This is a genomic window from Streptomyces sp. NBC_01352 (genome assembly GCF_036237295.1).
GTDB lineage: Bacteria > Actinomycetota > Actinomycetes > Streptomycetales > Streptomycetaceae > Streptomyces > Streptomyces plumbiresistens.
In genome coordinates this window covers 10,170,353-10,192,215 of record NZ_CP108354.1, presented here as the reverse complement: position 1 = coordinate 10,192,215, position 21,863 = coordinate 10,170,353, and the positions used below count along the sequence as shown (strand labels likewise).

Sequence of the window (21,863 nt, the reverse complement as noted above, 5' to 3'; positions counted from 1 at the left end):
GATCAGCCCTTCCGGCCGACGGCCTGCTCGACCGCGCGCTCGATCTTCACATAGCAGCCGCAGCGGCACAGGTTGCCGCTCATCCACTCCCGGATCTCCTCCGGCGAACCGGTGTGACCCTCCTGGATGCACCCGACACCGGACACGATCTGCCCCGGCGTGCAGAACCCGCACTGGAAGGCGTCCTGGTCGATGAACGCCTGTTGCAACGGATGGAGCCGGTCGCCCTTCGCCAGGCCCTCGATCGTGGTGACCTCGGCGCCCTCCAGGCGCACCGCCAGCGTCAGACAGGAATTGACCCGGCGTCCGTCGACCAGGACCGTGCAGGCACCGCAGGCCCCGGCATTGCAGCCCTTCTTCGAACCGGTCAGGTCGAGATGCTCGCGCAGCAGGTCGAGGAGCGAGGTGCGGTTGTCGACCGTGAGAGTGCGACGGACGCCGTTGACGGTCAGGGAGACATGACTGCCGGGCGGCGCCTCGGCGGCCACCGCTTCCTCGGCGGCGAGCACGGACGATCCCGCGACCAGGCCACCCACCGCGACGGCCCCTCCGACAGCGGTGGTCGTGGCGATGAAGGTACGCCGGGTGGGCGGTGCCGGGGAATCGGCGGGAGGAGTCACGGCATGGAAGGGAGGTTCGGTGGACATGTCCACTCTCTCTCATCGGTGACGCGGGCGGTTGTCAGGTGTGTGCCGATGCCCTTGCCGCCTCCACGAAGGCGCGCCGCTCGCGTCGCCCCGGTAGGTCCTTCAGGGGCGAGGCACAGGCAGCACCGCTGGCCAAGCAGCCCTCGGGGATCGGGGTGAGGTTCGGAACACCTGCCAAGCATTAACCTCCTGATGACTATCAAGCAAGCGTTAATGTATCAAGCAGCCTTATACTCATGCTTATTTAAGTTCGCCACCCCGCCGGGAATCCGTCCAGGAGGACACCCGGTCATTCGACATGCCACTGCCAGGGCTCCGCCGATGCGTCATCCACGAGGACCGCAGCCGACCGAGCATGCCGGAGTCAGGACCGACCACCACCCGCGATGCCCTGGGCGGTCCGCGTGGCCGTGGGCTCGTACTCCGGGGCGACGTCCGCCAGCACGCTCAGGGCCGTGCGCGCGAGATGACGGGCGATCACGCTCGCCCCCTCGGCCGGGTCGCCCGCCCGCAGTGCCTCCAGCAGTGCCTCATGCTCCTTGTGCGCGCGGGTCCATGAACCGGGCACTCCAAGCTGGGCCAGCCGGATGTAGCGCTCGCTCTGTTCGGCCAATGACGCGAGCATGCGTTGCAGGTGCGGTCCCACCGCGCGGGTCGCTACGGCGTGGAACTCCTTGTGCGCGGCGTACCACTTGTCGGGCTCTTCATTGCCCGCCAGTTCCTGCAACCGCGCCAGGACCGCGCCCATGTGCTCGATGTCCTCTGACCCGCAGCGCTCGGCGAAGACGAGCACGGCCCGGACGTAGGCGTCGCCGAGCCGGTGATGTTCGATGTTGTGCCCGCCACGCCAGAGCGAAGCGTCGACGAATGGCGCGCGGGGCGAGATGACGTCGCCCACGCCGGAGACGGTCAGACCGAGCAACGGCCACGTGAGTGTCCGGGCAGCCGCCATGTGCACGGCGATCGCTCCGCCGATCGAATGGCCGAGCAGCACGACGCCGGGGCGTCCGTCGCCCAGCTGCTGCCAGGCATCGGCGATCGCTTCGGCGATGATGGCAGCCGCCTCGGCGAACGACGGTTGCCTGCGAGCGGACTCCTCGTCGGCGGGATGGCCGGGCGCGTCGAAGTAGCGGCTGTCGTAACCGCCGCCGTGCAGGCCCACCAGGAGCGGCGGGCCGCCACGGTTTGCGGGTGATCGCGGGCACGGTGCGGGGTCTCAGGGGACGTCGAACGCGGTGGCCGCTTCCTCGAAGGACGCAGGCTCACGGCCGAGCAGCATCCGCAGGACGTTGCTGTTGCCGCGCAGGCCGTGCCGGTCGTAGTCCTGCCACATGGCACGCATGTCGGGGCCCCGGGACGGATCGTCCGCCACTCCTGGCGGAAGCGGCGCCTTTGCCCAGTCGACCGTCCTCGCCTCGAGCTCCACTCCTCGTACTCGTCCCGCGATGCGCAGGGCCTCGGCCGGCGTGGTGGTGGGTCCCGCCAGTTCGTAGGTCGCCGAGTCGTGGCCCTGCTCGGACAGCACCTTGACGCCGACTTCCGCGAGTTCGCGCAGGTCGATGAAGGAGAACCGGTGATGGACGTCGAACGGCACGTCGACCGGCCCGGCGGGAGCCCTTCCCCACGTCGACAGGACGATCTGGGCGAACATCGAGGGCTGGAGAATCGTCCAGTCCAGGTCCGAACCCCGCACCGCTGCCTCGGCGTTCGCCTTGCGCAGATGATGGCGCAGACCGGGGGTGTGCGGGTGCAGGACGGACAGGTACACGAACCGGCGCGCGCCCGCATGCTCGGCCGCCTCCAGCGCCCTGATCGCGAAGACGTCCTCCTCCGGATGGAACGCCGGAGGAATCATGAACACGAAGTCGGCGTTCTTCACCGCCTGGCGGACGGAGTCGGGCTCCGCGAGATCGGCCTCGACGATCTCGTCGGCGCCCAGGTCGGCCACCCGTGCACGGCCCGCCGGCCCGTGCACCACGGCACGGACCCGGAACGGAGCCCGCCGCGCCGCCTCCAACACGTACCTGCCACAGAGCCCGGCCGCCCCGATCACCGCGAGCAGGGGCGGCTCTTCGCTGCGTACGGCTTCCGTTTCGGACACTTTCCGGTTTCCTCTCGCTGGATCCTCGATGGCTTCGCGGCACACGATGACGGACGCGTGCCCAGGGTCAGGGATTGATCACGGGCATCCACATGGGTTCGTCGCGGCGCTGGACGGCGTCTACGGCTCCCATCACGTCGCTGAGCGGGAACCTGTGGGTGATGAGCTCGTCAGCGGTGAGGGCGCCGGTCTCCAGCAGGCGCAGGACTTCCAGCGCGTCGTTGCGGGTACAGGCGCGGGTCCCGACGAACCGCCACATGTTCATCATGAGTGCCATCGGTGACTGCTGCAGCGGCGTCATATTGCCTCCCATGTGCACCAGTGCACCGCCGGTCGCGACCCCGGCCATGGCCTGACCGGTGACCGGCCCGTCGGGGACGTAGTCGAGGACCGCGTGTGCTCCGCCGGGTGCCAGTTCACGCAGCCGGCCGGCGAGCGCGCCGGTGGTCGCCCAGTCGTCGGGGAGTTCGTCCAGGGCGACGACGCTGGTCGGGATGCCACCGGACAGCCCGGCGACGGCCTTGAGCCGGTCTCTGTGGCGGCCGACGAGGATGAGCTCGGCGACACCGAAGTGCTTCGCCAGCTTGACCGTCGCGCTGCCCATGGCACCCGTCGCGGCGGTGACGACGACGGTGGATCCCATCGGCAGCTCGGCCCACTTGAACGCGCGTACCGCGTTGCCCATGGTGAGAACCTTGGCGGCGACGTCGAAGCCGACGGATTCCGGCAGCGGGTCGACCAGCCAGTACGGGATGCGTACGTATTCGGCGAGCACGCCGTTGTGGTACTCGTCGTAGAGGGGCATCGCGGAGTCGTTGAAGGCGGCGTAGCCCATCATGGACTGCTGCGGGCACATCATGTCGCGGTCGGTACGGCAGTAGATGCAGGTGCGGCAGTTCAGGAAGGTGTGCGCCCTGACCCGGTCGCCGACGCGGACGCCGGTGGCGTCGCTGCCGACGGCGGCGATGGTGCCGGCGGCCTCGAAGCCGAGGGTGGTGGGCAGGTGCTTGAACGCGCCCATCTTGAGCAAACGCATGATCCCCGGGGCCAGGCCTGCGGAGGCGACCCGCACGACGACATCCATCGGACCGGGCTCGGGGACGGGGATGTCCTCCAGGACAAGCGTGCTGGCGTCACGATGGGCGCGCAGGGCGAGCATCGTGGTCATGAGTGGACCTCCGCGTTGAGGGCCACGAGCCGTTCGGGCGAGTAGTGGTCGGCGGTACGGGAGGTCTTGGCGACCTGCGGAACCTCGCTGCGCGAGAGCAGGCTGACATAGTCACCCGCCTCGGTCGCGACACTGGCGTACGAGATCCCGAGCGGGATGCGCACGAAGTCGCCCGGCTTGAGGTCGACGATGCCGTGCTGGGTGATCAGGGTGCGGTGGCCGTTGGCCTGGTACTGGATCTCGTCGGCATCGAGGGTGCGGCGGTAACGGCGTTCACCGCCGGGCACCGTGGTGACGAGGCCGATGCGGACGCGGTCGGTACCGTACAGCCAGGTGGTGTCCTGGGAACGGTCGGGGCGCAGTACCTGCAGCCGGCGGTCGTCGTTGTGGACATGGTCGAGCAACTGCTGTTCGTCGACCCCGAAGATGGTGATGTCGCGACCGGGTGTGCCCAGGTTCCAGCTGACCGCTTCGTTGGCCGGGGCGGGCTGCCAGCCGGGAAAAGGCGGGAACACCGCCTGGGACTCGCGCTGAGCCGGTACCAGCTCGGCGACCGGCGCGGGAATGTAGAACAGCAGGTGACTCGCGGCGCGGCTGTAGTTGTCGTGGGCCACGCCCCGGGGGATACGGGAGAACTCGCCGGCCCGGTGCTCGACCACGCCGAGTTCGGTCATCAGGGTGCGTTCGCCGGCGATCTGGTAGCAGAGCTCGTCCACGTCGCAGTTGCGGTGGTAGAACGGCTGCCGGCCGTCCAGCTTCTGCCACTCGACGCGGATCTCGTCGTTCTCGTACACCCCGCGCGGCGGGGCGTACGCCTCTTCCTGATACTCCTGCGGGTAATGCACCACGGTCAGGGGCGGGTGCTCGTCCCACAGCTTCATGGGCACCTTGGACGGATGCGGCGGCGCCAGCAGCAGGTGCTCGTCGCGGACGACGCTCTGCAGCGGCTGGTCCGATGCCATGACCATGAGGTCCTCGTTGACACTCACGGCAACCTCCTCATTCGGGGTGGCGTCGCTTAATGCGGCTCAGGTTGTCAGCCGATCCCGCTGCCCGGAACTCGGCAGGATCGGGTTCTTTTCGGAACGGTTTCGGTACTGCCGGCGCTGTTACTTCTTTCGTCCCCAGAACATCTCGATTCCGCGCCATTCCATCAGCTGCGGACTGTCGACGGTGTCCCCGAACGCGTCGCGGACCTCCTCGCCGGACCAGTAGGGAATGTCTTCCACCGGAACCTGCTGAAACAGCTTGTCGAACCATTGCCGGAGATGGACGTCGGAGTTGATGCGCGCGGTGAACGTCGGTCCCTTCAGGACCGACTCGGCCAGCACGATGCGCCGGCCCGGCTTCATCACGCGCAGCAGGTTCCTGGCCGTCTCCTCCCAGTCGTCGCAGTGCTGGGTCGCCTGGAGCACCGCGACGCAGTCGTACTGCTCGTCGGCCTTCGAGTCGGCGTAGTCCCAGCGCCAGCAGCCGGTCTGGCCGTTCCGTCCGGGGAGCCGGCCCAGGACCGCCTTCCGCCCGTCGTGGATGATCTCCACCTCATCCACCACGCCGTCCGGTCCCACGATCTCCCGCATGTCTTCCAGCCACCCCGCGGGGGCGACGCCCTCGCCGATGAGCAGGACCCTGTCGCCGGCGCGCAGTTCGAGGAGGCCATAGACGATTTCGGAGATCGGCCGGGCCAGCTCCCTCCAGATGTAGGGCAGCCCGCCGGCGATCGACACGGCGGTCCCCCATTTGTGTTGCAGAGTGCTGTCGTGGACTTCCTTCCCGAACATCTCCTCGTCCCACGGCTGGACGTGGTCCCACGGGTTTCCGCCGCCGAAATCGCTCTTGGGGTCGCTGCTCACCTGATTGCCTCCTACGACTGGGCCCTCGCATATGCGATGGCCGCCAGAATTGACTTTTCCCGACTTCGAAGGCGCCACGGCTCCGGCGTCCTCAGGACGCCTCTGCGCGTCAGGCGCAGGTGTTCACGAGGGTGCCGATGCCCTCGATCTCGATGCGGACCTCGTCCCCGGACCGCAGGAACAGGCCTTGTTTGTGCCCGACCCCGGCCGGGGTTCCGGTGGCGATCACGTCGCCGGGTTCGAGAGTCGTCTGCCGTGACAGGTAGGAGACCAGCGCGGATACCGGGTGGATGAGCTGGGAGGTACGCGCGTCCTGGCGGAGTTCGCCGGTGACCCAGGTGCGCAGGTGCAGGTCATCAGGATCGGCGAACTCGTCGAGCGTGGCCAGGGCGGGGCCAATGGGAGTGAAGGTGTCGAAGCTCTTGGCCGAGGTGACGTTGGCGGCCCGGCCGGGCACGCGTCCCTTCTGGACGTCGCGCGCGCTGACGTCGTTGCAGATCGTGAAGCCGGCGACGAACGAGTACGCGTCCGCCTCCGACACCTCGGTGGCACTTCTGCCGATGACGACCGCGAGTTCGCCTTCGTAGTCGACCTCGTCCGGGGCCGCCTTCGGGAAGCGGATCTGCTCTCCCGTGCCGATCACCGAGGACGGAGCCTTCAGGAAGATGACCGGATCCTCCGCCGTGCCGGTGTACCCCACCTCGGTGCGGTGACCGGCGTAGGCGTAACCCACCGCCCAGATCTTGGAGGGCCTGGGGACGGGGGCGACGAACTGGGCCTGGGCCGTGGGTACTCGGTCGCGGACCGCGGCCGTGGCGATGGCCGCGATGTCGAGGCCGGCCTGCAGGGCGGCACCGAGATCCGTCGCGTCGAGGTCGAGGAAGGCGACGGTTTCGCCGTCGTCCTCCAGCCTGCCGATTCCCTTGGCCGTACTGACGAGCCTGGTCACAGGGCCACCGCTTGGTTGTCGAGGCGCAGCAGTTCGTCCTCGGGGTCACCGGCACGGTAGCGGGCGACGAAGCGTTCGGGGTTGAGCTCCAGGCCGGAGGGGTTCGCCGCGAAGACGGGCCCGGACATGAAGGCCACCTCTTCCTCGATGGTGGCGAAGTTGGCGCAGGAGAACTCGACGATGTTCCTGTCCGGATCGCGGTAATAGAAGCTGGTGGCCTGGCCGTGGTTGGCGGCACGGTGCGGGCGGGCGCCCATGGACGCCATGTGCTCGGACTGGGTGACCAGTTCGCCCAGCGAGCCGACACCGAACTGGAAGTGATGCAGACCCGGCCCGGAGGCGTCGGTCCCGATCAGGCTGTCGATGCCGAACAGTGCGAGGACCTGAGTGTGCGGGCCGTCATGCACACGGAAGAAGCCGAGTCGGACATCGACCGCTCGTTCGGGCATCCCCGCGGGACGGGGCGGGGCGTCGGGGTCAGGGGTCCGCTCGTAGAACGGGCCGTGTCCCAGTACGTGTGTGTAGAAGGCGGCCATGTCGTCGTAGCGGCCGGTCTTGAGCACGACTTCGGCTATCTGCAGCGCGACGGCTTGGGTCTCGGTGGCCGCGGGGGCCGAGCTCTGGGGGGTTGTCGTCATCGTGGGGCCTCCTTGCCCGTCAGACGGTGGGGTGCAACGGCCGCGAGGTACGTTGCGTGATCCGCCACTGTCCGCGGGAGTAGCGGAACCGGTGAACGGTGTTGAGGACGCGGTCCAGGACATAGGCGCCGTCGGGCTGCCGGACGTGCAGCAGAACCATCATCTGCATCTCGACCCGCTTGTCGTCACTTGCGTCGTCCTGACCGGTGACGACCTCGTTGGCCAGCACATGGACGGTCTGCCGTCCGGTGTTGGCCTCTCGCGCCTTGAGGAACCCGAGTATCTCGTCCCGCCCTCGAAAGACCTTGCCGTGTGCCTCGAACTCGGCGTCGTCGGCGAACGCGCCGATCGCGGTGGTGGCCCGGCCGCTGTCGATGTCGCGGTGGTAGCTGACGACCAGGGCACGACAGTGGCCCACAGCATCGCTTCGATCGGCCGGAGAGACCACGACGTTGCTCCTATCTCTTGAACCCGGGTCAAGCGTAGCACTGGGGCGAACTTGTCGATAGATGCTTGCTCCTTGGGCTCTTCCACAGAACGACCCGAGCGTGCGACTCTGACCCGGGTTCAAGAGATTGGGTCGCAATTTGATCCAAGCCGTGCTCAGGAAGGCAGGTCCCCTGTGTCTGACCGCAACGAAAGAGCCGTATCTCGGCGTGTCCTGGTTGTCGGGGCGGGGCCCGTGGGTCTCTCGCTCGCGATCGAACTGGGGTGGCGCGGCGTGCCGGTGACGGTGATCGACCAAGGCGACGGCCGCGTGCCCTTCCCGGCGGGCGAGGCGATCTTCTCCCGCACCATGGAGCACCTTCGGCGCTGGGGCTGTGCTGAGGAGGCGCGCGCGGAGTCCGCACCGCCCACGGACTATCCGCACCGCACGGTGTTCGCCACGTCAGTGACGGGACACGTACTCGCGGAATTCGATTACGGGGTCACAAACCGGTCTCCCGGCGCGTACGGCCCGCTGACGCCGGAGGGCCCCGCGTTCCTGTCCAAGTTCTCGTTCCTGCCATTGCTCGAACGGACGGCGCGCGGCCTGCCCTCGGTGGAGATCAGGTTCGCCACGCGCCTCGAGACGTTCGAGCAGGACTCCGACGGTGTCCTCGCCGTGGTGCGTGACCTGGAGAGCGGCGCCTCCGAGACACTGGCCGGCGCGTACCTCGTGGCCTGTGACGGGGGCCGCAGCGGCGTCCGGCGGGCGCTGGGCGTCGAGTTCGAGGGCATGTTCGCGCAGGGCCAGAATTTCGCGGTGCACTTCCGCGCGCCGCAACTGTCGGAGTTGCTCCGGGAGCGCTTGGGCGGCCCGGCGGTGCAGATCCACACGCTGTCGTCGCCGCGCAGGCCGTACATCACGGTGGTCAACGGCGTGGACGAGTGGCGGCTCTCGGTCTACCTGGAGCAGGAGCCGGAGCCAGGGGACGCGGTCGCCTGGGTGCAGGAAGCCGTCGGCGCGCCCATCGACGTGGAGATACTCGCCGCCCAGCCCTGGAGCGGGCACTGCGTCGTGGCTCGCAGCTACCGCGCGGGGCGGGTGTTCCTCGCGGGTGACTCGGCGCATCTGCTGTGGCCCAAGGGAGGCTTCGGTGCCAACACCGGGATCGGCGACGCCGTCGACCTCGGCTGGAAGCTCGCCGCGGTCCTTCAGGGCTGGGCGGACCCCGCACTGCTCGACAGCTACGAGTCCGAGCGGCGTCCGATCGCCGTCCGCAACGTCACGGAGGCGTCGAACAACTGGCGGTCCGACTCCCGGCTCGCACCCGACGCCGCACTCGGCCGCGCGGACGCGGAGGGCGACCGGGCCCGCGGTGAGATGGGCGAGACGATCCGCCAGTCGAGGGGAAAGGAGTTCCGCTGCACGGGCATCCAGCTCGGATACCGCTACAGCCGCTCCCCGATCTGCGTGCCGGACGGCACTCCGGAGCCGCCCGACGAGCCGGACGACTACGTCCCGTCGACCTGGCCCGGTTGCCGCGCACCGCACGTCTGGCTGCCCGACGGCAGCTCGGTGCTCGACCACTTCGGCCGCGGGTTCGTGCTCGTGGTCTCGGGGTCGGCGGACCCGTCCGCGCTGGTGGAGGCCGCGCACCGTCGTGGCGTGCCGTTGACGGTGCTGCGCCTCGCCGATCCGGCCGCGGCGAGGCTCTACGAGAGGCCGCTGGTACTGGTTCGCCCCGACGGGCATGTCGGGTGGCGGGGCAAGCAGGCTCCGGCCGACCCCGTCGCGGTGCTCGACCGGCTGCGCGGGGCGGAGGCCGACAATCCGGCCGCGGGTTCGGTCATGGTGGCGCGGGGGGTGCCGGCGAGAGTCGCCACTCGCCAACTCTGACCGCCCCGACTCCGACCCGCCGCGATCAGCGGTCACGCCCTCTTGATCGGTGAACGCCCCGCCAGGACGGACTCCATCAGGAGGCGGATCATCTCGTGGGCCGGTCTGTTCCGGTCGTTGGGCACGTTCGCGCCTTCGAACACGGCGACCACGGTATCGCGGAGGAGCGCGGCATCGATGTCGGGGTCGCCGTCGAGGCCGTGCTCGGCCATGACCTCGTCGACCAGTCCGACGATCCAGCCCAGGAAGGTGTTGTGGGCGGCCCGAACCGCCTCCGAATGCGGAAGCCGGTCGTGCATGGCCTGGTGCAGCGGCCGGGAATAGCGCATGTCGGACAGCCCCCGCACCAACCGGCTCAGCGGGTCGGCGCCCGCCTGCTCCGCACCGAGGGTACGGATTTCGCGGCTGAGCATCCGGTCCATCACCGCGGCGAAGATGTCGTCCTTCGAGTCGAAGTACCAGTACACGTTGCCTCTGGCCACACCGGCGGCGGCACTGATGTCCGCCATCGTGGTCTTGTCGTACCCCTTGGCGAGAAAAAGCTCGGTGGCCGCGGCCAGCAGATCACCTGTCCGCTCTTCACGGGGGATCTGTTGGCGGTTCCGCGGCATCCCAGGCTCCTCTGATGTGTTCAGCTCGTCTCAACTGAGTGTAGACAGCGAGCTGAACCGGCCTGACGGCAATGAACGGTCTTGCCGAGAGACCGACGGCACGCTCTACGCGAGCAGCGCACCGGCACCGCTCGCGTAGACATGACTGTGTCCCCCTGCCTGTGGCAGGGGGACACAGTCGCCTCGGTCTACTGGGCGGAGCTTCGGCGGCCGTGAGGTCGTCGGCCGAAAGCACGGTCCGGTCGACTCAGGGCACCAGGACGATTTTGCCGCTGGTGCGACCGGTCATGACCTGGCGATGGGCGGCAGCGGCTTCGTGAAGCGGGTAGCTGCCGGCGATCAGAACGTTCAGCCGCCCCGCCTCCGCGGCCTCGGTGAGCCGCAGGCGGGCGGCGGCGCGGATATCCGTGCCCGGATCCGCGCCGGGCCCGCCGCCGAGGAGCTTGATACCGGCCTGGGCCCCGCGCGCGAACCCCGCGATGGTGGCGATGCGGGAACGGTCCGCCACGAGTTCCACGGAGACGTCCACCGCCTCGTCGGTGCCCACCAGGTCGGCCGCCGCGTGGACGCCCTCCGGCGCCGCCGCACGTACCCGGTCGGCCAGCCCGGGCCCGTACGCGATCGGCACCGCTCCCAGCTCGCGCAGCAGGTCGTGCTTTCCGGGGCTCGCCGTTCCCACGACCGTGGCGCCGCTCGCCACCGCCAGTTGCACGGCCATCAGGCCGACTCCTCCGGCGGCACCATGGATCAGCACCGACTCGTCCTTGCGCAGGCCGATCGCCTCGAGAACGTGTGCGGCGGTGACGCCGACGACCATCAGGCCGCCGGCCTGCTCCCAGGACAGCGCGGCGGGCTTCGGCACCACCGACGAGGCCGGGACGACGAGTTCGGCGGCGTACGCGCCGGGCGCACGATAGGCGATCACCTCGTCGCCGACCGCGACCGGACCTGCGGGGCCGGTCGCGTGGGCGCCCACCGCGGTCACGACACCCGCCGCCTCGGCGCCGAGCCGCATCGGCAGTTTCGCCGGGTCGGTCCCGAAGGTGCCGTTGTACATCTTGTGGTCGAAGGGGTTCACTCCGGCGGCACGGACCGCGATGCGCACCTGGCCCGGCCCGGGTTCCGGGACGGCGACGTCGATCACCGACAGCACCTCGGGATTCCCGTACGCGCTCGCCACTACTACTTCGCTCATGTCACCGATCTCAGTTCCGGAGGGGCTCATTGCAAACGGCGGACTGTCATGCAGGGGCACCCGACCCCAGCACCTCGCCCACCAATGCCGGCTGCGCGTTGACCTTGAGGCGACGGATGGGCACCACGTGCGGTTTGCCGGACGTACCCGTCGTGGCGAGCCGCCCAAGGAGGTGTTCGCTCAGGCAAGCGACTTCCTGCGCGTTGAACCTGCTCACGTCGATCTCCGTTTCGTTGGTTGGCTCTGACACCTTCGTGGGTTGGCTCTGACGCCCACAGAACGTCGGCTCGCTGCGGCAGCGGCTACCGGTAGCGGGAGGCGAGGTCCGAACGGCGGCCGCCGGACAGTACGGCGCTCTCGGCGCCGAGCAGCGCGTCGAGTGCCGCGGACTGGTCCTCCAGGCCCGGGACGCAGATCGTCTCGCCCAGGCGGAGCCCGGCGAGGCCGGCTCGCGCGACATCCTCTGCGGTCATGGCGCCCGGGACGGTTCGCGCGAGGCCCTGGTGGAATTCGGTGGCCACCGGGCCGGGGCAGACCACCTGGGTGCGGATCCCGGTGTCGGCGAGTTCGTGACCCAGAGTGCGGGTGAAGGCCACGGTGGCGGCTTTGGCCGCGGTGCACAGGGTGCGGCGGGGCGGACGCGGGCCGGTCTGTCCGGCACCGAAGGCGAGCAGCGAGGCGACCGTGACGATCGTGCCCTCGTCGGCGGCGAGCATGCCGGGCAGTGCGGCGCGGACGAGTTGGACGTGCGCCTCGGCGTCGAGGGTGAGCAGGTCGTCGATCCTGGCCGGATCGACGTCGCTGCTGATCAGGACGCGGACGTCCCCGAAACCCAGGCGGTCCCCCACCTTGGCGATGCCCTCGCGGGTGGCGAGGTCGGCCAGAAGAACCTCCACCGCGGCACCGGCCTTACGCAGTTGCTCCGCCAGATCCTGCAGTCGGTCGGCACGGCGGGCCACCAGGACGAAGTCCGAGTCTGCTGCGAGGAGACGCGCGTAGGCGGCGCCGATGCCCGAGGAAGCACCTGTTATCAGAGCAAGGGGCCTGGTCATGACGACATGGTAATTCAGTAGATTGCTAACTGCCAAATGTTTGATGCTCATAAAGGCGCCCTAACCTGTCCCGTGCCTGATACGGCGAACCGGAGGGGCAGATGAGCCGCGGCGGGCGATCGGGGCATGGGCCGAGGGGCTACGCCGCTGTTCGCTGCGCGGCCCGCCGGTGTGTGCTTTCAGGCGTGGTGCTTGGCCACTTCCGAGATGACATGACCATTCACCTTTCACATGATTCTGGCTGTGGCGTCAATCACACTCACCGTATGATGTGCCGGTAGGGTGGCGACATGAAGCAGCCCGCCCACCGCCGCCAGCCGGCCCTGAGCAATCCGCGCGTGCAGCGCACCCGCAACCACGTGCTGGCCACCGCGCGCGAACTGCTGCTACAGGTCGGACCCGCCGAGCTGACCTATGCCCTGCTGGCCGAGCGGGCGGATGTCACCCGCCAGACCCTCTACCGGCACTGGCCCACCCGAGCCGCACTCCTCTTCGACCTCGTCCTCGAAGGCCCCGACCCCGGCACCTACCCCCAGCCCGGCACCGACGTGCGTGCCGTTGCCACCGCCTGGCTGAAGAGCATGCGTGCGGGCGTCAGCATCCCGGCCGTACGCAGCTCGGTACTGGCCATCGCCGCCCAGGCCGACCACGACCCCGACAGCGCCCGGGCACTCGTCCGCATCAGCGAGGACCGCCATGCGGACCTGAACAAGCTGCTGGAACCTTCCGGCATCCGCCCCAGCGACGACGAGTTCGCCCTGCTGTACGGACCTGTCCTCGCCCGGCTGTTCCTGGATCGCGGCGAGGTCACCGACGCCTTCATCGACGCGGTCGTCGCTCAGTGGCTCACCACCCTGCAGCGCGCCGACGCACCGCGCTAGTGATCACCTCAAGTCGGCCGAGTTCGTGTGAGCGACGCGGGGCGCCGACCGGTCGCTCCCTCTCTAGGAGGTGCCGGCCGACGCTCGAAGGTGTGCACGAGGCCCGTCGACGATCGCCCGTGCGAGCGGGACCCAGCCGGGCAAGGCGCACCGCCAAGCGAAACCCCTCACTTGCCGAAGCCCGCGGTGAGTCCGCTGATGAGCTGGCGGCGGCCGAGGATGTAGAGGGCGAGGATCGGCAGCGTGGAGAGGACGACCGCGGCCAGGATCGCCGGGATGTTGATCGTGACCTCGCCCTGGAAGCTCCACACGAACAACGGCAGGACCCGCATGTCGGGGCTCTGGGTGAGGATCAGCGGGAAGAGGAAGCCGTTCCAGACGTTCAGGGCGTCGTAGATCGTGACCGTGACCGTGATCAGGGCAGGGCGCGACAGCGGCACGGCCAGAGTCCAGAGCATCCGCCAGTGACCGGCGCCGTCCGCGCGCATGGACTCGTACAACTCGTCCGGGATGTCACGCAGGAAGTTGACCAGGATGATCACCGTGAGCGGGATCGCGAACGCCGCCGAGGGGAGCCCCCTTGGTCGGCGGCCGGTGGTCGGCCACGGACGACATCCTGGCCGCCGCAGCCCGACTGCGTGCCGTCCACGACGAGCTGGTGGGAGGCGCGCACCGGGCAGGGGTTACCACGTGCCGACTTCACCTCGGCCGACATCCTTTTGCTGCTCGAAAACCTCAGCGCACGGATCCCCGTCGCCGGTGAACGTGCCGCCGCGCTCCACCTGCGGTACCTCGATCTGGTTCTCGCCGGGCTGCGCACCTCGGCCGCCGACCTGCCAGTGCCGGACCGACAGATGGGTGACGAGACCCCTCGCCCCTGATCGAGGCCCTCGGCAATTCTCTACGGGAGGCCTGCGCCTCGCCTTCAGGGGCGAATCACTTACCCCGAAATTGACATCCAGGGGAAAGTTTCTTCCCCCTCACCATGAGTAGACACCATCTCGGCTGCGGCGAATCATTGCGGAAGGACCGCCCGGTGGCGGGCCAAGGCCGAGAAAAGGGCAGGAACCATGGTCAAAACGGTTTCCTTCAGGAACAAGGCAGTAGAGATTTCGGGACACCTTCACCTGCCGGACAGCTTCCGGGAAGACGAGAAATATCCGGCTCTCGTCGGCGTTCATCCGGCTGGAGGAGTAAAGGAACAGACCATTGGAGCCTATGCCAAGAGGCTCGCCGCGCATGGCTTTGTTACCGTGGTATATGACTCCTCATACCAGGGAGAGAGCGGCGGCGAACCTCGCCTCCTGGAAGACCCGACGATCAGAGTGGAAGACGCACGCTGCGCAGCCGACTTCCTTACCACTCTTCCGTTCGTCGACTCCGAACGAATGGGAGTTTTTGGTATTTGCGCCGGGGGCGGCTATGCGATCAGCGCGGCACAGACCGAACGTCGCTTCAAGGCAGTAGCCACCGTCAGCGCAGCTCCCATGGGCGAGGGTTCCAGAGGCTTTCTGGGGCATACGTCTCCGGTGGCCGAGCAGATCGGAACGCTGGAAATGGTTGCCAACCAGCGCACGGCGGAAGCGAGAGGAGAAGCACCTCTCTACGCCCCGTTTGTCCCGGAAACGCTGGAGGAGATCGACGAAACCACACCGGATCTCCTCCGTGAAGGATACGACTACTACAGGACGCCCCGAGGTCAACATCCCAACTCCAAGGGCCGCTTCCTGCTGACCAGCATGGACAAGATGTTCGCCTTCTCGACGTTCGACCAAATTCCAGAATTGCTGACCCAACCGATGCTCCTCATCGCAGGGAGCAAGGCGGACACAAAGGTGTTCAGCGACCAGGCCTACGAGCTTTCCAAAGGGCCGAAGGAGTTGTTCGTCGTCGAAGGTGCGACTCATATCGCGTTGTACGACGTGCCCGAGTACATGGATCAAGCGATCACCAAGATGGTGGAGTTCTTCGCTGTCCTTTAGACCGCCGGGACCTGGGACCAGGACCACCGAGCCGGGCACTGCTCCGGTGCAAAGCTGGGTCACGAACTGAACGAATACATTCGAGGAGCTCGATCACCATGTCCCATTCCGGCCACCCCACAATCGCCATTGCCTTCCATTCGGGCTACGGCCACACTGCCGTCGTCGCCGAAGCCGTGGCGCGTGGCGCAGCGGGAGCCGGCGCCGAGGTGGTCTTGATTTCCGTCGACACCATCACCGACGAGCAGTGGGCGCAACTGGACACCGCCGACGCGATCATCTTCGGTGCCGCCACGTACATGGGTACCGCCTCCGCGGCCTTCCACGCGTTCGCCGAGGCCAGCAGCAGGCGCTGGTTCTCCCATGTCTGGCTGGACAAGCTCGCCGCGGGCTTCACCAACTCCGGTGCCAAGAGCGGCGACAAGTCATCCACCCTGGGCTATTTCGCCACCTTGGCAGCCCAACACGGCATGCACTGGATCAGTCTGGGTCTGCTTCCTGGCTGGGATTCCACCACGGGCAGCGAGGACGACATCAACCGGCTGGGCTTCTTCATGGGTGCCGGCGCGCAGAGCCCGACCGATGCCGGTCCGGAAGCGGTCCACAAGTCGGACCTCACCACCGCGGAGCATCTGGGTGCGCGTGTCACGCGCCAGGCCGCGATCTTCCGAGCCGGGCGGGCCGCCCTCCCCGCCTGATCACAAGGCCTTCCTTTCCGTATTCCATTCCCCCGTCCCCGCAAGGAGCACACCGTGTCCGACTCCCCCGACCTCGCCCTCATCCGCCGGGTCTACGAATCCCGAATGGCGCCCGAGGTCACCAAGGAGGTCATGGCCCCGGACTTCGTCTGGGACATCACTCCGGGCTTTCCGAACAGCGGCGTCTACCACGGCTGGGACAGCGTGGCGAAGGACTTCTTCGGCACACCGATGCCGAACATCGTGTCCTTCGGTGCGGGGCCCGAGGAGTTCTACGCGGACGACGCAGGCCACGTCTTCGTGTTCGGGCACTACCACGCCGAGACCAAGACCGGTGTCAAGGCCGACGTCCGGTTCATCCACCTGTGGACCGTCCGTGACGGCAAGGCCGTCAGCATGCGGCAGGCCGCCGACAGCCACGTCCTCCAAGAAGCCCTCAAGGGCTGAGACCCCCGACCAGGAGACCCCCCATGGCGAAGATCCTCTTCGTGATCACCGCGTCCGACCACTGGACGCTGGCAGACGGAACCCGGCAGCCGGCCGGCTTCTGGGCCGAGGAAGCCATCGGCCCGTACCAGGTCTTCAAGGACGCCGGATTCGAGATCGCGGCGGCGACACCCGGCGGTGTACCGCCCACAGCGGACGCGCTCAGCCTCACCGCGGAGTTCAACGGCGGCGAGGAGGGCGCGCAGCGCATGCAGAGCGCCCTGCGCGAGGCGACCGAGCTGGCGCACCCGATGCGCATCGAGGACGTGGACATCGACGACTACGTGGCCGTCTTCTACCCCGGCGGCTGGGGCCCGATGGAGGACCTGCCCGACAACGCCGAGTCCGGCAGGCTGCTCACCGAGTGGCTCGCTTCGGGCAAGCCGGTGTCGCTGGTGTGCCACGGCCCCGCGGCGCTGCTCGCCACCATCGGTCCCGATGGGACGTCCCCGTTCGCCGGCTACCGTCTGACCGGCCTCTCCAACGCCGAGGAGAAGCTGAACGGCCTCGCGGACCGTGCGAAGTGGCTGCTGCAGGACCGTCTCGTGGGCGAACTCGGCGCGGACTACCGCGAGACCGAGCCGTTCGCCCCGCACGTCGAGACCGACCGCACCCTGTACACCGGCCAGAACCCGGGCTCGGCGGTCCCGCTCGCCCAGGAGCTGGTCAAGGCACTGGGCTGACGCCAAGGCTGTGTGATCTTTCGGCGGCCCGGTACTCACTCCGGGCCGCCGAGTCGTCTTCCGCTTCCGCCTGCTGTGATGCGGGTTGAAGCCGATAGAATCTTCGTACCTGAGCCAAGCCGGTAGCGGCGGGGTTTCTCCCCCTCACAACCGCCGAGCTTTTGTGCGAGGCTGCAAATCATGAATCGCGACCCTCATCTGAACGAGCTGGGTGAGTTCCTCAAGGCCCGCCGTGCCGAGGTCAGCCCTTCCGAAGTCGGACTCCGCGGAGGGCAACGGCGGCGTGTGAGCGGTCTGCGCCGTGAGGAGGTGGCCCTTCTCGCGTCGATCAGCACCGAGTACTACACACGGATCGAGCAGGGCCGCCTCCAGGCGTCGGCTCCCCTCCTGAACGAAATCGCCCAGTCGCTCCGCCTGAACGACGACCAGCGGACCTACCTCTTCGACCTCGCGGCGAAAGAGCGAGTGCGCCCGCCGACGTCAGGCGACCGCCAGCAGGTGGACACGCAGTTGCAGCGCATGCTGGACGATCTCACCGCCTCCCCGGCCTTCGTCATCGGCCGGCGCACCGACATCCTGGGCTGGAACCAGCTCGCCGCCGCCCTGTGGGCCGATTTCGGGCGCTACCCGGAGCAGGAACGCGTGTTCGTCCGGCTGCTGTTCACCGAACCCTGGATGCGCGAGCTGTATGCCGACTGGAAGGAGGTCACCCGGCTGGCCATCGCCCAACTGCGCATGGAGAGCGCGCGCTACCCCGGCGACCAGCGCCTCACCGCTCTGGTCGAGGAGCTCTCCGCCCGTGACGCGCAGTTCCGCGAGTGGTGGACGGCGCATGACGTCGCGATGCGGGGCAAGGGCGTCAAGAAGCTCCGTCACCCGGTGGTGGGCGAACTGACCCTCGACTGGAACACGCTCACGTGTGGCACAGACCCCGACCAGCACATCATCGTGTGGAACGCCGAACCCGGTTCCCCGTCCCACGACGGGCTGCGCCTCCTGGCCTCCTGGGCCGCGGACCAGAAGCGGACGGCGTCCGGCACCGTCGCGTAGGCCTTCCCCGGCATCTGATCCGGGAGTATGGCATCGCTCGCCTTTGCTGTGGGTTTCACGGAATTCGCCGGACCGGACGTGCTTCAGGTCCTGGAGCTGCCCATCCCCGAGGCGGGTCCGGGCGAGGCGCGGATCCGAGTGCACGCCGCGACCGTCGACGCGGTGGACGCCCTGCAGCGGGGCGGGCCCTCCGGACCGCCGGACGCCCAGCCGCCGTTCCTTCCCGGCATGGAAGCCGCGGGGGTCGTGGACCGGATGGGCCCGGGGTCGGACGCGGATCTGAGGGTCGGCGACCGCGCGATGGTCATCGTGCTCCCCAACGGCACGCACGGAGCCTACGCCGAGCAGCTCGTGGTGCCGCCGGACTCGGTCGTCCGCGCTCCCCACGACGCGACCGACGCGCAGGCCGCGTCGCTGCCGACGAGCGGTCTGACCGCGCGCCTGGCGACCGGCTGCGGACGCGCCGAGCCGACGTCGGCCCACGAGGCGAGGGTGGGCAGTCCGTCGTTCGCCGAGGACGGGGTGGTGGAACCTCTTCAGGCCCATGGTGCGGGACGCCACGTGGTGACCTCGCCACCAATGCCCGCAGTCCTTGTCCGGTATGGAGAGTTCGCCCACCAGACCGGTCAGCCGTGGGTCGCCCGGGTACATGGCGCCCAGCGTGCGCAGATGGGACACGCACGCCGGCGACGGTCCACCCATCCGCGTACAACGTCCTCGTGGAGGAGCCGACGAAGAGGATACGGACGTAGTTCCGATCACCACACCGGGGTCGCGATGAGGTCGTAGAGCAGGCGGCGCAACTGTGGCTGCACCCTCTGTGCGGCCTGGCGGCGGGGGCGTGTCGCGTGTCGGCCGGTCGGCTGGAACAGGTGGTCACGCTGATCCTTGCCCAGATGCAGAACCTGGGCGAGAGCCACCAACACCTGTGCGGACGGCTGGATACGGCCCTGCTCCAGCCGCGTGTAGTAGTCGGTGCTTACGGCGGCGAGCAGGGCGGCGACCTCCTCCCGGGGCAGGCCGGGCACCCGCCGGGGGCCACCGGTGTCGGGCAGGCCGACCGTGCGCGGGCTCGACTCGGCCCTCATGCGCGTCGCTGGTCATGACCACCCGTCTCGCACCGCTCAGTCTTCGCGAGGGGGGTAAGGATTCCTCCCCTGGATAAGTCATTGCCAGGATGGAATTCTCCCCTTTGCGGGTCCGTGCGATGGTGGCAGGGTCGATGACGCGGCCGGTGACCAGGACAGGACCATGGAGGGCATTCACCCGAACAGGCAGGGTCGCCAACCCTGGGGCGTAATTGTTTTTCGAACGTCACCAGCATGCGGTATTTCCACGGGGCAGGCGGAGGAGGCGGGAAAAGAAAGTGCGGACGGACGTCAGGTTCCTCGGCAATGGCCTGACACTTGCCGGTCGTCTCTCCACTCCCGGCACCCGCGCCCGGCGACTGGCCGAGCACGGCTTCGGCACCGCCCGCCAGGGCGGGAGTGAGGGCGCCGACAGCGCCACCGACATCGCCGTTCTGCCGCACGACGGACTCGGCGACACATGGGAGTCGCGCGGTGCTGACGAGATCGCCCGGTACGACTCCTTCACCGGCCTCGAACGCCTCGCCCCCTGCCCGCTGCCCGCTGCAGACTGTGGCGGGCAGCGCGGCCGCCACGGCCTGCCTCAGCCGGATGCCCTCGATCGGGCCGCGGACCGACGGCGTTCGCCGAGTTCACTCGCCCTTCGGTGAGCAACTGAACGAGCCTCCGGCCGAGGACCGGGCGGCCTGAATCCCTGAAACACACGCTAGGAGCCCCACCATGCCCGAACGGAAGAAGTTCGCGCCGCCGGCGATCCAGGAATTCGCTCCCAAGCTGGCCGAGGTAACCGACACGGTCCTGTTCGGCGACATCTGGGAGCGGCCGGGTCTGTCCCCGCGCGACCGCAGCCTGGTCACCGTCACCGCTCTCGCCGCCCTGTACCGCAATGACCAGCTCGGCTTCCACCTCGGCAAGGCGCTGGAGAACGGCGTGACCGAGGACGAGCTGATCGAGGCCATCACGCATCTGGCCTTCTACGCCGGATGGCCCAACGCGATGACCGCGATGACCCAGCTCAAGGAGATGGTGGACGAGTCGGGCCAAACCGGCCAGTCCGGCTGAGACCTCTGCTGACCGCCGGCACCCCACAGCGCGCGGCTTGCCCCCACACGTACCGCCGTCTCACTGCCCGGCGGCAGCACGGCCCCAAGGACCGGGATTCGCGTGGCGGCGACATCATCGAAGCTCATCCCGGCGACGTCATCCACCTGCCCCGGGTGAGGAGCACTGGCACGGTGCCACACCCGACCAGTTCATGATCCTCCTGACTCCGTGGGAGACGGACGACGACACCACCTGGCTCGAGCACGTCTCGGACGACGACTACCACGGCCCCCGCGTCAGCACCCGTACGCGGCCTGACGCCACGACAGACCCGAGAAGAACTGAGAAGGCATCATGCGAGCAACCATCATTCACGCGCCTGGTGACATCCGGGTGGAGAGCGCCCCGGAACCGAAGATCATGGCACCGACGGACGCGGTCATCCGCACCGTCGCCGCCTGCGTGTGCGGCTCGGATCTGTGGAGCTACCGGGGCGTCCTGCCGGTGACCGAGCCGCAGCCGATCGGCCACGAGTACGTCGGTGTCGTCGAGGAGGTCGGCAGCGACGTATCGGGCGTCGAGCCGGGCCAGTTCGTCATCGGCTCCTTCGTCGCCTCCGACAACACCTGCCCGATCTGCCAGGCCGGCTACCACACCTCCTGCCGGCACGCGCAGTGGGTCACCGGCTGTCAGGCCGAGTACGTCCGCATCCCCCTCGCCGACGGCACCCTGGTCGCCACCTCGGAGCAGCCGGCCGAGGAGCTGATCCCGGACCTGCTGGCGCTCTCCGACGTCATGGGCACCGGCTGGTACGCCGCCAAGGCGGCCGAGGTCAAACCCGGTTCGACGGCGGTGGTCGTCGGCGACGGCGCGGTGGGCCTGTCCGGCGTCATCGCCGCGAAGGAACTGGGCGCCGAGCGCATCATCGCCATGAGCCGGCACGAGTCCCGGCAGAAGCTGGCCCTGGAGTTCGGTGCCACCGACATCGTCACCGAGCGGGGAGAGGAAGGCATCGCCCGCGTGAAGGAACTGACGAAGGGCGTCGGCGCCGACTCCGTACTCGAGTGCGTCGGCACGCAGCAGTCGATGCAACAGGCCCTGCAGTCCACCCGCCCGGGTGGCAACGTCGGCTTCGTCGGCATGCCGCACGACGTGCGGATCGACGGTCTGCAGCTCTTCTTCTCCCACGTCGGTCTGCGCGGTGGTCCCGCCCCTGTACGCGCCTACCTTCCCGACCTGATCGACCGCGTCTTCAGCGGCCGTATCAACCCGGGCAAGGTCTTCGACCTCACCCTGTCCCTGGACGAGGTCGCCGAGGGCTACAAGGCCATGGACGAGCGCCGCGCCATCAAGGCGCTACTACGTCCGTGACATGAAGCCCCGGCGGCCAGCGGCAGTCGCGCCCGCCATCGCG

The 21,863-nt window shown here is 68.5% G+C and carries 24 protein-coding genes and 3 pseudogenes; 12 read left to right on the top strand and 15 right to left on the bottom strand.

Translation table 11 applies throughout. From position 1 onward, the window contains the following. Positions 1 to 2: 2 nt before the first annotated feature. The 9 genes from OG252_RS46785 to OG252_RS46745 form a co-directional block, all read right to left on the bottom strand. Positions 3 to 647 (bottom strand): (2Fe-2S)-binding protein, encoded by a 645-nt coding sequence (locus tag OG252_RS46785; RefSeq protein WP_329344121.1) that lies wholly within the window; start codon positions 645 to 647, stop codon positions 3 to 5. Positions 648 to 1,011: 364 nt separating this feature from the next. Next, the gene (locus tag OG252_RS46780) at positions 1,012 to 1,809 is read right to left on the bottom strand and encodes a GntR family transcriptional regulator (protein ID WP_329344119.1); all 798 of its coding nucleotides are present in this window, start codon (positions 1,807 to 1,809) and stop codon (positions 1,012 to 1,014) included. Positions 1,810 to 1,863: 54 nt separating this feature from the next. Then, entirely contained in the window at positions 1,864 to 2,748 is an 885-nt protein-coding gene (locus tag OG252_RS46775; protein ID WP_266445579.1) for an SDR family oxidoreductase, read from the bottom strand. A 67-nt stretch (positions 2,749 to 2,815) separates the two neighbouring features. Further along, complete coding sequence (locus tag OG252_RS46770) at positions 2,816 to 3,916, bottom strand: alcohol dehydrogenase catalytic domain-containing protein (protein ID WP_329344116.1); 1,101 nt, start codon at positions 3,914 to 3,916, stop codon at positions 2,816 to 2,818. Continuing rightward, positions 3,913 to 4,905 carry a hypothetical protein gene (locus OG252_RS46765; RefSeq protein WP_329344114.1) on the bottom strand — a complete coding sequence of 331 codons (993 nt, stop codon included), beginning with the start codon at positions 4,903 to 4,905 and terminating at the stop codon, positions 3,913 to 3,915. The genes OG252_RS46770 and OG252_RS46765 overlap by 4 nt, the downstream gene beginning before the upstream one ends. Positions 4,906 to 5,025: 120 nt before the next feature. Then, the gene (locus tag OG252_RS46760; RefSeq protein ID WP_329344112.1) at positions 5,026 to 5,769 is read right to left on the bottom strand and encodes a methyltransferase domain-containing protein; all 744 of its coding nucleotides are present in this window, start codon (positions 5,767 to 5,769) and stop codon (positions 5,026 to 5,028) included. 109 nt (positions 5,770 to 5,878) lie between these two features. After that, positions 5,879 to 6,718 (bottom strand): fumarylacetoacetate hydrolase family protein, encoded by an 840-nt coding sequence (locus OG252_RS46755; protein ID WP_329344110.1) that lies wholly within the window; start codon positions 6,716 to 6,718, stop codon positions 5,879 to 5,881. Next, positions 6,715 to 7,356 carry a VOC family protein gene (locus OG252_RS46750; RefSeq protein WP_329344108.1) on the bottom strand — a complete coding sequence of 214 codons (642 nt, stop codon included), beginning with the start codon at positions 7,354 to 7,356 and terminating at the stop codon, positions 6,715 to 6,717. The genes OG252_RS46755 and OG252_RS46750 overlap by 4 nt, the downstream gene beginning before the upstream one ends. Before the next feature lie 19 nt (positions 7,357 to 7,375). Further along, the gene (locus tag OG252_RS46745; protein WP_329344107.1) at positions 7,376 to 7,804 is read right to left on the bottom strand and encodes a nuclear transport factor 2 family protein; all 429 of its coding nucleotides are present in this window, start codon (positions 7,802 to 7,804) and stop codon (positions 7,376 to 7,378) included. Between the two features lie 174 nt (positions 7,805 to 7,978). On the opposite strand from OG252_RS46745, the gene OG252_RS46740 reads away from it, so the two are divergent. Further along, positions 7,979 to 9,679: an FAD-dependent monooxygenase gene (locus OG252_RS46740; protein WP_329344105.1), complete on the top strand. Its 1,701-nt coding sequence runs from the start codon at positions 7,979 to 7,981 to the stop codon at positions 9,677 to 9,679. A 32-nt stretch (positions 9,680 to 9,711) separates the two neighbouring features. Here OG252_RS46740 and OG252_RS46735 read toward each other — a convergent pair whose 3' ends face one another. The 4 genes from OG252_RS46735 to OG252_RS46720 form a co-directional block, all read right to left on the bottom strand. Next, positions 9,712 to 10,290: a TetR/AcrR family transcriptional regulator gene (locus OG252_RS46735; RefSeq protein ID WP_266445557.1), complete on the bottom strand. Its 579-nt coding sequence runs from the start codon at positions 10,288 to 10,290 to the stop codon at positions 9,712 to 9,714. 247 nt (positions 10,291 to 10,537) lie between these two features. After that, complete coding sequence (locus OG252_RS46730) at positions 10,538 to 11,470, bottom strand: quinone oxidoreductase family protein (RefSeq protein WP_266448905.1); 933 nt, start codon at positions 11,468 to 11,470, stop codon at positions 10,538 to 10,540. Between the two features lie 61 nt (positions 11,471 to 11,531). Next, entirely contained in the window at positions 11,532 to 11,702 is a 171-nt protein-coding gene (locus OG252_RS46725) for a hypothetical protein (RefSeq protein ID WP_329344103.1), read from the bottom strand. Positions 11,703 to 11,787: 85 nt separating this feature from the next. Then, entirely contained in the window at positions 11,788 to 12,537 is a 750-nt protein-coding gene (locus tag OG252_RS46720) for an SDR family NAD(P)-dependent oxidoreductase (RefSeq protein WP_329344101.1), read from the bottom strand. 290 nt (positions 12,538 to 12,827) lie between these two features. On the opposite strand from OG252_RS46720, the gene OG252_RS46715 reads away from it, so the two are divergent. Next, positions 12,828 to 13,418 (top strand): TetR/AcrR family transcriptional regulator, encoded by a 591-nt coding sequence (locus OG252_RS46715; protein WP_266445551.1) that lies wholly within the window; start codon positions 12,828 to 12,830, stop codon positions 13,416 to 13,418. Between the two features lie 167 nt (positions 13,419 to 13,585). Here the strand turns inward: OG252_RS46715 and OG252_RS46710 are convergent. Beyond that, positions 13,586 to 13,993 (bottom strand): annotated as a pseudogene (locus tag OG252_RS46710) (carbohydrate ABC transporter permease); the annotation flags it as partial. Positions 13,994 to 14,056: 63 nt separating this feature from the next. Between OG252_RS46710 and OG252_RS46705 the strand changes: the two are divergent. The 7 genes and pseudogenes from OG252_RS46705 to OG252_RS46675 all read left to right on the top strand — a co-directional run. Continuing rightward, complete coding sequence (locus OG252_RS46705) at positions 14,057 to 14,299, top strand: hypothetical protein (RefSeq protein ID WP_329344096.1); 243 nt, start codon at positions 14,057 to 14,059, stop codon at positions 14,297 to 14,299. 189 nt (positions 14,300 to 14,488) lie between these two features. Further along, positions 14,489 to 15,400, top strand: coding sequence for an alpha/beta hydrolase (locus tag OG252_RS46700; RefSeq protein WP_329344094.1), 912 nt, complete (start codon positions 14,489 to 14,491; stop codon positions 15,398 to 15,400). A 98-nt stretch (positions 15,401 to 15,498) separates the two neighbouring features. Continuing rightward, positions 15,499 to 16,098: a flavodoxin family protein gene (locus OG252_RS46695; RefSeq protein ID WP_329344092.1), complete on the top strand. Its 600-nt coding sequence runs from the start codon at positions 15,499 to 15,501 to the stop codon at positions 16,096 to 16,098. 54 nt (positions 16,099 to 16,152) lie between these two features. Beyond that, positions 16,153 to 16,545, top strand: a complete 393-nt coding sequence (locus tag OG252_RS46690) for a nuclear transport factor 2 family protein (RefSeq protein WP_266445541.1) — start codon at positions 16,153 to 16,155, stop codon at positions 16,543 to 16,545. A gap of 23 nt (positions 16,546 to 16,568) precedes the next feature. Beyond that, positions 16,569 to 17,267 (top strand): type 1 glutamine amidotransferase domain-containing protein, encoded by a 699-nt coding sequence (locus OG252_RS46685; RefSeq protein ID WP_329344090.1) that lies wholly within the window; start codon positions 16,569 to 16,571, stop codon positions 17,265 to 17,267. A gap of 180 nt (positions 17,268 to 17,447) precedes the next feature. Then, positions 17,448 to 18,317 carry a helix-turn-helix domain-containing protein gene (locus OG252_RS46680; RefSeq protein WP_329344088.1) on the top strand — a complete coding sequence of 290 codons (870 nt, stop codon included), beginning with the start codon at positions 17,448 to 17,450 and terminating at the stop codon, positions 18,315 to 18,317. Between the two features lie 27 nt (positions 18,318 to 18,344). Then, positions 18,345 to 18,641 (top strand): annotated as a pseudogene (locus OG252_RS46675) (alcohol dehydrogenase catalytic domain-containing protein); the annotation flags it as partial. Positions 18,642 to 18,824: 183 nt separating this feature from the next. On the opposite strand, the pseudogene OG252_RS52510 reads toward OG252_RS46675, so the two are convergent. Next, positions 18,825 to 19,405 (bottom strand): annotated as a pseudogene (locus OG252_RS52510) (helix-turn-helix domain-containing protein); the annotation flags it as partial. A 278-nt stretch (positions 19,406 to 19,683) separates the two neighbouring features. Here OG252_RS52510 and OG252_RS46660 point away from each other — a divergent pair. From OG252_RS46660 to OG252_RS46650, 3 genes are all read left to right on the top strand, one after another. Next, a complete protein-coding gene (locus OG252_RS46660; protein ID WP_329344084.1) occupies positions 19,684 to 20,055 on the top strand; it encodes a hypothetical protein in 372 nt (123 codons plus the stop codon). Between the two features lie 70 nt (positions 20,056 to 20,125). Then, the gene (locus OG252_RS46655) at positions 20,126 to 20,467 is read left to right on the top strand and encodes a carboxymuconolactone decarboxylase family protein (protein WP_266445531.1); all 342 of its coding nucleotides are present in this window, start codon (positions 20,126 to 20,128) and stop codon (positions 20,465 to 20,467) included. Between the two features lie 336 nt (positions 20,468 to 20,803). Beyond that, positions 20,804 to 21,820, top strand: coding sequence for a zinc-dependent alcohol dehydrogenase family protein (locus OG252_RS46650; RefSeq protein WP_329344081.1), 1,017 nt, complete (start codon positions 20,804 to 20,806; stop codon positions 21,818 to 21,820). Positions 21,821 to 21,863 lie beyond the last annotated feature (43 nt).

What these genes read in the sequence shown, in the direction of transcription:
- OG252_RS46785 (WP_329344121.1), bottom strand. Translation starts at nt 647, where the DNA reads ATGTCCACCGAACCTCCCTTCCATGCCGTGACTCCTCCCGCCGATTCC.
- OG252_RS46770 (WP_329344116.1), bottom strand. Translation starts at nt 3,916, where the DNA reads ATGACCACGATGCTCGCCCTGCGCGCCCATCGTGACGCCAGCACGCTT.
- OG252_RS46750 (WP_329344108.1), bottom strand. Translation starts at nt 7,356, where the DNA reads ATGACGACAACCCCCCAGAGCTCGGCCCCCGCGGCCACCGAGACCCAA.
- OG252_RS46735 (WP_266445557.1), bottom strand. Translation starts at nt 10,290, where the DNA reads ATGCCGCGGAACCGCCAACAGATCCCCCGTGAAGAGCGGACAGGTGAT.
- OG252_RS46720 (WP_329344101.1), bottom strand. Translation starts at nt 12,537, where the DNA reads ATGACCAGGCCCCTTGCTCTGATAACAGGTGCTTCCTCGGGCATCGGC.
- OG252_RS46715 (WP_266445551.1), top strand. Translation starts at nt 12,828, where the DNA reads ATGAAGCAGCCCGCCCACCGCCGCCAGCCGGCCCTGAGCAATCCGCGC.
- OG252_RS46700 (WP_329344094.1), top strand. Translation starts at nt 14,489, where the DNA reads ATGGTCAAAACGGTTTCCTTCAGGAACAAGGCAGTAGAGATTTCGGGA.
- OG252_RS46695 (WP_329344092.1), top strand. Translation starts at nt 15,499, where the DNA reads ATGTCCCATTCCGGCCACCCCACAATCGCCATTGCCTTCCATTCGGGC.
- OG252_RS46685 (WP_329344090.1), top strand. Translation starts at nt 16,569, where the DNA reads ATGGCGAAGATCCTCTTCGTGATCACCGCGTCCGACCACTGGACGCTG.
- OG252_RS46680 (WP_329344088.1), top strand. Translation starts at nt 17,448, where the DNA reads ATGAATCGCGACCCTCATCTGAACGAGCTGGGTGAGTTCCTCAAGGCC.
- OG252_RS46655 (WP_266445531.1), top strand. Translation starts at nt 20,126, where the DNA reads ATGCCCGAACGGAAGAAGTTCGCGCCGCCGGCGATCCAGGAATTCGCT.
- OG252_RS46650 (WP_329344081.1), top strand. Translation starts at nt 20,804, where the DNA reads ATGCGAGCAACCATCATTCACGCGCCTGGTGACATCCGGGTGGAGAGC.